Below are 9,059 nucleotides of genomic sequence, written 5' to 3'. Positions count from 1 at the left end.
TATGAATTATGAATTATGAATTATGAATTATGAATTATGAATTATGAATTATGAATTATGAATTATGAATTATGAATTATGAATTATGAATTATGTTTTTAATTATGAATTATGAATTATGAATTTGGTGTATGAATGGCTTTGCATTTTTTTGGCGTGTGGGTGATGGAGTCTGAATGGGTAGATGGCTTAGTAGGTGTCCTTTTGCGTGTATGAGATGGGGTATGTATAGGTAAATGCAAACATCTACACTCCTATAAGTGAGTAGCATTCGCGTTCATTCATAGTTCATAATTAAAAACATAATTCATAATTCATAATTCATAATTCATAATTCATAATTCATAATTCATAATTCATAATTCATAATTCATAATTCATAATTCATAATTAAATTCATAATTCATAATTCATTCAAACCCTTCATCGGTTAGTAAAGGACCATTGTCTGCGGCTTGGGTGGCAAGTTGGTCGCAGCGATTATTGCCTTCGTTGGTGGCGTGGCCTTTTACCCATTGGAAGCGGATCTTATGTTTTTTGAGCAAAGGGATGAGGCGCTCCCAGAGGTCGCGGTTTTTCTTGTCTTTGAAATTGGTGCGTTGCCAATTCCATAACCAACCCTTTTCAATAGCATTTACTACATATTGACTATCTGTATAAAGAACGATATCCAATCCATCACGGGTCAGCGATTCCAGGGCGGCGATAACGCCCATCAGCTCCATCCGGTTATTGGTAGTTTTGCGATAACCCTGTGACAATTCCTTCCGCACCTTACCCCATATCATCACCACTCCATACCCTCCCGGCCCAGGATTCCCCCGCGACGCACCATCCGTATATATAACTAAAGAAGACAAAATAATTATGAATTATGAATTATGAATTATGAATTATGAATTATGAATTATGAATTATGAATTATGAATTATGAATTATGTTTTTAATTATGAATTATGTTTTGGGTTGTGATAGGTTGATTTGATGTATGAAGCTATTTCCATTATGGGTGGGGGCAAAAATAGTGTATTTGCCTATAAATTACGCATTACAAAATATGCTGTAATTAATACAAAGTACATAGCAAAACACCTGCGTCACTATTCACCAGTTCCTTGCACCTAATCAATTCATAATTCATAATTCATAATTCATAATTAAAAACATAATTCATAATTAATCACGTTTGCAGGAGGCCTGTGTTGAAGCGGTCTTGAAGGGGGGATTGGTTGGCGGCGGTGAGGCTTTGGGCGATGACGCGGCGGGTGTCTATGGGGTCTATGATTTCATCTACCCACAGGCGGGCGGCGGCGTAGTAGGGGGAAGTTTGGTCGTTATAGCGTGTAGTGATCTCGGCTAGTAATTGTTTTTCGGCTTGAGGGGTTATTTCTTCGCCTTTGGCTTTAAGGGAGGCTACTTGTATTTGCAGCAGGGTTTTGGCGGCTTGCTCCCCTCCCATCACCGCTATTTTAGCAGTGGGCCAGGCGAAGATAAAGCGGGGATCGTAGGCCTTGCCACACATAGCGTAATTGCCTGCGCCGTAGGAATTACCAAGAATAACGGTGATCTTGGGCACTACCGAATTGGCCACGGCGTTCACCATCTTTGCCCCGTCTTTAATAATGCCGGCGTGTTCGCTGCGGCTGCCCACCATAAAGCCGGTAACATCTTGCAGGAACACGAGGGGGATCTTCTTTTGATTGCAATTCATGATAAAGCGGGCTGCCTTATCGGCGCTATCGTTGTAGATAACACCGCCCATTTGCATTTCGCCTTTTTTATTCTTCACCATCTTGCGTTGGTTGGCCACGATGCCTACTGCCCATCCTTCAATGCGGGCATACCCGCATAGTATCGTTTTGCCATAATCTTCCTTGTATTCATCAAACACAGAACCATCCACGATGCGGGCAATGATGTCATGCATGTCGTAGGCTTTGGAACTATCTGCCGGCATTACGCCGTAAATGCCCTGGATATCTTGCTTGGGTGCTACGGGTGATATGCGGTCAAAGCCGGCATCATCCGGCTTTCCCAGCCGTTGCATAATCTTTTTAATTTGGTCCAGGCAGGCCTCGTCGTTGGGAAATTTATAATCTGCTACGCCGGAAATGCTGGTATGCGTAACCGCGCCGCCCAGTGTTTCAGCGTCTACCTCTTCACCGATGGCGGCTTTTACCAGGTAGGGACCGGCCAGGAAAATAGAGCCGTTACCTTCCACCATCAATACTTCATCGCTCATTACCGGCAGGTAAGCGCCGCCGGCTACGCAACTGCCCATTACGGCAGCGATCTGGCTGATACCCAGGGCGCTCATGCGGGCGTTATTGCGGAATACACGGCCAAAGTGTTCTTTGTCTGCGAAGATTTCATCCTGCATGGGGAGGTATACGCCGGCGCTATCTACCAGGTAAATTACGGGCAGCCTGTTTTCCATGGCTATTTCCTGGAGGCGCAGGTTTTTCTTGCCCGTCATTGGAAACCAGGCGCCAGCTTTCACCGTCATATCATTGGCTACGATCACACATTGGCGACCGCTTACATAACCGATGCCACCCACAGTGCCTGCGGCGGGGCAGCCACCATGTTCGGCGTACATATCGTATGCGGCGAAGGCACCTATTTCCATGAATTCCGAATCGCGATCTATCAGGTATTGGATGCGCTCGCGGGCAGTGAGCTTGCCGCGCTTGCGTACTTTTTCCAACGCTTTTCTTCCCCCACCATGGGCAATCTCGCCCAACTTCACTTTCATAGCACTGGTAGCTAATTTTAAAGCGTCTTCATTTTTATTGAATTCCAATTGCTGTGATTCCATAGCGTGTGATTGTTTTTAAAAATAGACCCTTAAACGACAATTTCCAAAAGACAACTTCCTGTATTCGTTTGTCTCTTGGAAACCGGGTGTTAGCCCTATTAAAAGTCAGTGCTGGCCTTATGGGCTGCTCAACTCCAATAATGGTCCTTATCGTAACGTTGTTCGTAAACATATTTCCCGAAAAGTTGCAGGTACTTCTCTCCGCTTTTGCGGAAACCAGCTTTTTCCAGCATCTCTATCATGGTGGTTTGCTCGTTGGTAACAAATATGTTGATCTTCTGGTAAAGTTTGTCTTTACAGAAATCCAAAGCGTCTTGCAGCATGCGTTTGCCCAGTCCTAAGCCCCGGTAATCGGGGTGTACAAAAAACCAGCGCAATTGTGCCAGGTGGCGGGATTGTGCCAGGATGGCGGCGGCCGCTACAATTTCGCCTTTGTAAGTGGCCATCCAGATGCGGTCTTTTACCGGGTTGTAGGTCTGTAAAAATTCGCTGAACTCCTTGATCACGTATGGTTCGTACGTGTGATTGTACCCCAGTTCGGTGGCCTCAATGCTGCCATGCAGGTAGATCAGGTAGCCCAAGTCGCCGGGTTCCAGGGTATGGCGGAACACAATATCCTGGTGGGCATCGGCGCCAGCACCGGCGGAAAACACATCTTGTATGGTTTTCATAGCCCTTATCAGATGATCGTGCTGGGCTTCCGGCACAGGTTTCAGCAGGTTACTCACCTGCGTGTTCAGGTATTCGGCGGCCAATCCGATCAGTTTTTTACCCTTTCCCGTAAGCTGGATATACTGGGTTCGCGCATCGTTAGGCACTTTGCGGCGGGATACTAACTGGTCATTCTCAAAAGATTTCAGCATACGGCTCAGGTAACCTGGGTCAATGCCCAACTGCTGGATAAGGGTGCTGGACCGGCAGTTTTCCTGTTGATGAATAGCCTGTAATACTTCCAGCTCGGTAGCCGACAGGCGCTGGTCCGGGATGGAATGTTGTAAGGAATTGGATAGTCCGGTAAAAAAACCGTTGAATTGTTTTACGGTTTCGATCAAATCAGGTGTCAAGGGATTCATCTCGTTAATTGTCAGTGAAAAATACAAAATAAGTTGACAACAGCAAATATTTTAATTGACAAAGACAATTTTTCACGAAAATCAGACATTTTATGTGAGGTCATTGCCTCAACAGGATTGAGGCTGAGGGCCTAAGCGCTTGCATCCGACAAATTTGCAGGCCGGCGGTCCCGGCATAGGGATTGCAGGTATTTTGCGGGCAGTTCTCCGTGTGAGCCGCCCCATATTAATAAGACCCTTATGAACGTAAAAGATTATTATAAAATCCTGGGTATCGAGAAATCGGCCACGGAAGACGAGATCAAAAAGGCTTACCGCAAAATGGCCAAAAAATATCACCCGGATAAGAACCCGGGTAATAAGGAGGCTGAAGAAAAATTTAAAGAAGCGAATGAAGCCTATGAAGTACTGAGCGATGCTGAAAAACGTAAAAAGTATGACCAGTTTGGCAGCGACTGGCAGCACTACGAACAAAAAGGTGGCCGACCAGAAGATTTCGACTGGAGCAACTTTGGCGGTGGTGCCTACGGTGGCGGTACGCATAATTATAATTTTGGCGGTGGTGGTGATGAAGAGGGCGGACAATTTTCCGACTTCTTCGAAACCCTTTTTGGGCAGCGATTTGGCGGAGGTGGCCGGCGGACGCAGCAACGTGGTCCGCAAAAAGGCCGTAACCTTAACGCCACTATGGACGTATCGCTGGAAGATGCTTATAAAGGAGGTAGCCGGCAGGTAGAGGTGAACGGATCTCGCCTGAACATTAAACTGAAACCCGGCCTGCACGATGGCCAGGTAATCCGGCTGAAGGGTAAGGGACAGGACAGCCCTAATGGTGGCGAGGCCGGCGACCTGCTGATCACCATACAGCTCACGCCCGATCCCCGTTTTGAATTGCGGGGCCAGGACATCCACACCGAAGCAGCGGTAGACCTGTATGTAGCGGTGCTGGGTGGCAAATCTCAGGTAGCCTTGCCCGGAGGGGCCATCAGCATGACCATCCCTGAGGGTACCGATAGTGGCAAAATATTCCGCCTCAAAGGCAAAGGCATGCCAGACTACCATCACCCTAACCAGGTGGGTGACCTGTACATCAAAGTAATGGTACACATTCCCACGCATCTAACGGACAAAGAAAAAGCGTTGTTTAAACAACTCGCTTCAGAAAGAGGGATTGTGGTGTAAAAGATATACGATAGCCGAAGGTATCGCATTTAAAATAGCTGCATAAAACCTACAAAAGGCGAACATGATTTACATCTTGTTCGCCTTTTGTAGGTAAAGTGTATTATCCGTTAATGTATCATTTCCGGGGCTACTGGTTTTTCCAGCAGGTATTTGTACACAAATTTCATCTTTTCATTTTCAAAATGAACCCTTGCCATACCGGGCCATCCGTGGCGGCCGCCGGGGTAGAACATCATTTCAAAGGGTTTGTTCAACGACTCCAATTTGCGTACGAGTTGTAGGCTGTTTTGCAAATGCACATTATCGTCTATGGTGCCGTGTACGATTTGCAACATGCCTTTGTACTGATTAGCGTAAGTAAGCACAGAGCTGGATTTATAGCCTTCGGGGTTTTCCTGCGGCGTATCCATATAGCGCTCAGTATAATGCGAGTCGTACAGGCTCCAGTCTGTAACGCTGCCACCGGCCATGCCATAATTAAACACGTTTGCATATTTGGTAACGGCCAGGCAGCTCATATAACCGCCATAGCTAAAGCCAGTGATGCAAATCTTCTTAGGGTCTGCATAACCTTTGCTCACCAGGTATTGAACAATGGTGGCATAATCTTTCAGTTCCCAATCACCCAGGTCGCGGTACATGTAGTTTACGCCTGCTTTACCAAACTGACCGCTGGCGCGGTGATCCATGTTTATCTGGATGAGTCCTTCCTTGGCCAGCCATTGTTGATTGGGGCTTACGGAAAATTTATCGTATACCGTGCCTGCATTGGGACCGCCGTAAATGCTGATCAGTACTGGATAACGTTTGCTGCTGTCCATATGCAGTGGCCAGGTGATGATGGCGGGCAGGTCGAACTTCCCGTCGTCGCTTTTTACGCGGATAAGTGTTGTTTTGGTGTAGCTGTATTTATCGTAATCGCTGCCTTTGCTATCTGCGATGGTGGTGATGATTTTGCCGGAATTATCTGCCAGCGCTACCTTCGTAGGGGTGTTAATATTAGAATAGGTAGTAACGAAATATTTGCCGGTAGGCGATACGTTTACATCGTGATAGTAATCGCCAAAGGTGAGACGTTTAAACCCCTTGCCATCCAGGTTCACCCGGTACAGGTCTACCCGTGTGCTATTCTCTTTACGGGCGGTAAAATACACAATGCCGGCCTTTTCGTCGATGCGGGGAACGGCCAGCACGGAGTAATCGCCGGGTGCCAGGCGGCGTATGAGGGCACCGGTCATGTCGTGATAGTACAACTGCATCCAGCCGCTTTTATCGCTGAGATATACATATCCTTTGTTATTGGGCAGGAAATTAAAGCGGTCTACCCGGTCTTCCAGGTCTATCCAGGTTTTTTGTTGTTCGCGGTACAATTCATGTTTGGCGCCAGACTGCAAGGCCACTTCATACAGGTGGTAATCGTCTTGTCCGCGGTTCAGCCACTGCACCCACAGGGCGCTGCCATTGGCATTCCAGTGCGGAGTGCCAAAGTATTGATCCTCTTTATCATTAAAATCGGCCCATACGGTTTGTGCATTACTGATATCGGCGATGCCTATTTTAACCGTAGGGTTTGGGTCGCCGGCTTCCGGGTAACGGGTATTTTCCAGGTAGCCGTGCTGGCCGGTTTCGTCATAGATCGGGAATACCGGTACCAGGCTTTCGTCTGTGCGGAAATAAGCGATGTGCTTACTATCCGGGCTCCACCAATATGCTTTGTACTGGGTGGCACGCCCCAGGATTTCCTCCATGTACACCCAACTGGCGTAGCCATTGAGGATGGTGGCCGTACCGTCTGTAGTAAGTTGGGTTTCCTGACTGGTTTGCAGGTTATACACATACAGGTTATTATCCCTTGTGTAAGCGGCATGCAGGTGATCGGGTGAAAGCGTAGGTACTTTCTCGGCTATGTCGGTATGGGTGAGTTGCTTTTCGCCATTGGCATCTTTGTAAAACACGTCGCCATCTTTCAGGAACACCGATTGTGGGGCGGCAGCAGGTTGCGCTTCCGCCGTGGTGGCGGGGCGGCTTTTGCCGGAGGTGGCGTCATAGATTACGTAGGATGAAGTACCGGCCTTTCGCTGTTCCAACAAAACCTCGTGATCATTAAGCCAGAAACGCGGCAACGGTAGTGGCTGCGTAATGGCAGCGGCCTGTGGGTTGTGGGTGAGTGCATCGGCTGCCAGGGGAAGCTGCGCCTTGGCATCGGATGCCCAAGTCAGCAATACGGCCAGCGATGCTGCTTTGCATATTATTTTTATCATGAAGGATGGAAGGTTTTAGATTTGATGGGGCGTAATTTAATAAAAAAAGATAACGGGTGTATGCGGAGCGCAAAGAGATGTAGCAGCATTGATTAGGAAGGACGGATTTCGCCTGCATTTTGAAAGCCGGAAGCTTTCACTTCTGCACGCGTTTTGGGTAGGCTTTCGGGGTAGTTTTGCTGCACGAAATCGATGAGTTTTTCACGGATGTAACAACGCAGGTCAAAGGCGTTACTAGCGTTGGCTGCGCTCATTAAAGCACGAAGTTCTATGGTATGCTCATTAGTATTAGTCACCTGAATAGCATTCACCCGCTTGTCCCACAGCGGGTTTTCCTGGAGCAGGCGGGTAAATTCTTTGCGTAGGGGCTGGATGGGAATGGAATAATCGAGGTAAAGGAAGGCGGTGCCGAGTATGTCAGCACTATTGTGCGTCCAGTTCTGGAAAGGTTTTTCAATGAAATAATTGATGGGTAAAATAAGGCTACGCTGGTCCCAGATGCTCAACACCACGTAAGTGAGCGTGATCTCCTCTACCCTGCCCCACTCGCCTTCCACCACCAGCACATCGTCTATCCGGATGGGCTGCGTAAAGGCGATTTGAAAACCAGCCAGTAAATTACCCAACGACTTCTGCGCGGCAAAGCCAATGATAATCCCTCCCACGCCCACACCGGTGAGCAAGCCGGTACCCAACTTGCGCAAGTGATCAAAGCTAAGCAGGATGGTGCAGACGGCCAGGACTACAATCACACTGATCAAAAACTTACGGATAAAGATAAGTTGGGTACGGATCTTACGCTCGCGCAGGTTGTCCGATTTTTTCAGGTCATACACATGCGACACATAATCTTCAAACACTTTTACCAGACCTATCAAAAGTGCAGCAAAGGCAGTGGTAAGCAGGATGTCTACCGTTTTATCAAACACGCTCTCATGCTGACGATTCAGCCGAAGATAGGGCTGCATCAGGTTGAGCACCAGAACGGGCAACAGGAAATTTACCGGTTTGCCAAGATAACGCAGTATGGAGCGCAGCAGGGTAAAGCCATCCTTTTTGGGGGCCGTGAGATGGAGAATACCTGTCAGTATAAACTTAATGAGCAGACCTGCGAGGAATGCACTGGCTATTAACAGCAAGTTCCATAGAAAATTGGGTAACCGGTTCAGGGTGTCATAGAGGTGGTCCCACATACTGTGTGCCTTGTTTTTACTTATTGCAACAAAATTTGTTCCATACACTATTTTTCATAGCAACCAGATTGTATTTAAATTCATTTTAGGTAAGGAAGCTGCATCTTTAAAATTAATTACTAGCTTTGCAACGGTTTTGAAACAGTGGTTTGTCATATTATCTGCGGTCATCATAATACTCCAACCTTTTCGGGGTGTGATGGATGCGTTGGCAGTGCGCCAGCAGCATTTTTATGCCGCTTCCAGTCTTACCCTGCATGGCCGTCCGGTGATCTATTGCGGAGATGAGGAATCGCTCCATAAAAAGATGCACAAAGACCAGGACAAGCGTTCTTTACCAGTATCTTCCGATCACCAAAACGGGCCAGTGGCTTTCCCCTTATATTTAGCCGCCTCCGAGCCCTATACTGCTCCCCTTCCGCCTACCATGACCCAACTATTTTCCGCCTTACTGCAAAACAAGCCGGTAAAGGGTTTCCGTGAAATTTTCCATCCTCCCTGTAACGCGTAATAAGGAACGCCGGCGCTC

At 47.5% G+C, this 9,059-nt stretch carries 7 protein-coding genes; 2 read left to right on the top strand and 5 right to left on the bottom strand.

Features of this window, described 5'->3' with window-relative positions; genetic code table 11:
- Positions 1 to 410: 410 nt before the first annotated feature.
- From rnhA to GA0116948_RS19200, 3 genes are all read right to left on the bottom strand, one after another.
- Positions 411 to 860, bottom strand: coding sequence for a ribonuclease HI (gene rnhA / locus GA0116948_RS19210; protein ID WP_089715237.1), 450 nt, complete (start codon positions 858 to 860; stop codon positions 411 to 413).
- Positions 861 to 1,180: 320 nt separating this feature from the next.
- Positions 1,181 to 2,818 (bottom strand): acyl-CoA carboxylase subunit beta, encoded by a 1,638-nt coding sequence (locus GA0116948_RS19205; protein ID WP_089715236.1) that lies wholly within the window; start codon positions 2,816 to 2,818, stop codon positions 1,181 to 1,183.
- A 128-nt stretch (positions 2,819 to 2,946) separates the two neighbouring features.
- Positions 2,947 to 3,891 (bottom strand): GNAT family N-acetyltransferase, encoded by a 945-nt coding sequence (locus tag GA0116948_RS19200; protein WP_089715234.1) that lies wholly within the window; start codon positions 3,889 to 3,891, stop codon positions 2,947 to 2,949.
- Between the two features lie 240 nt (positions 3,892 to 4,131).
- On the opposite strand from GA0116948_RS19200, the gene GA0116948_RS19195 reads away from it, so the two are divergent.
- Entirely contained in the window at positions 4,132 to 5,073 is a 942-nt protein-coding gene (locus GA0116948_RS19195) for a DnaJ C-terminal domain-containing protein (RefSeq protein WP_089715232.1), read from the top strand.
- A gap of 110 nt (positions 5,074 to 5,183) precedes the next feature.
- Here the strand turns inward: GA0116948_RS19195 and GA0116948_RS19190 are convergent, their stop codons facing one another.
- Together GA0116948_RS19190 and GA0116948_RS19185 are read right to left on the bottom strand one after the other, a co-directional pair.
- A complete protein-coding gene (locus tag GA0116948_RS19190; protein WP_089715230.1) occupies positions 5,184 to 7,337 on the bottom strand; it encodes a S9 family peptidase in 2,154 nt (717 codons plus the stop codon).
- 92 nt (positions 7,338 to 7,429) lie between these two features.
- Complete coding sequence (locus GA0116948_RS19185; protein WP_089715228.1) at positions 7,430 to 8,530, bottom strand: mechanosensitive ion channel family protein; 1,101 nt, start codon at positions 8,528 to 8,530, stop codon at positions 7,430 to 7,432.
- Between the two features lie 196 nt (positions 8,531 to 8,726).
- Here GA0116948_RS19185 and GA0116948_RS19180 point away from each other — a divergent pair, with 196 nt between their 5' ends.
- Positions 8,727 to 9,041 carry a hypothetical protein gene (locus GA0116948_RS19180; RefSeq protein WP_123891848.1) on the top strand — a complete coding sequence of 105 codons (315 nt, stop codon included), beginning with the start codon at positions 8,727 to 8,729 and terminating at the stop codon, positions 9,039 to 9,041.
- Positions 9,042 to 9,059 lie beyond the last annotated feature (18 nt).

The organism is Chitinophaga costaii (assembly GCF_900094705.1).
GTDB classification, from domain to species: domain Bacteria; phylum Bacteroidota; class Bacteroidia; order Chitinophagales; family Chitinophagaceae; genus Chitinophaga; species Chitinophaga costaii.
Note: the sequence above shows the minus strand (reverse complement) of the source record. Positions and strands in the feature narration are given on the sequence as shown.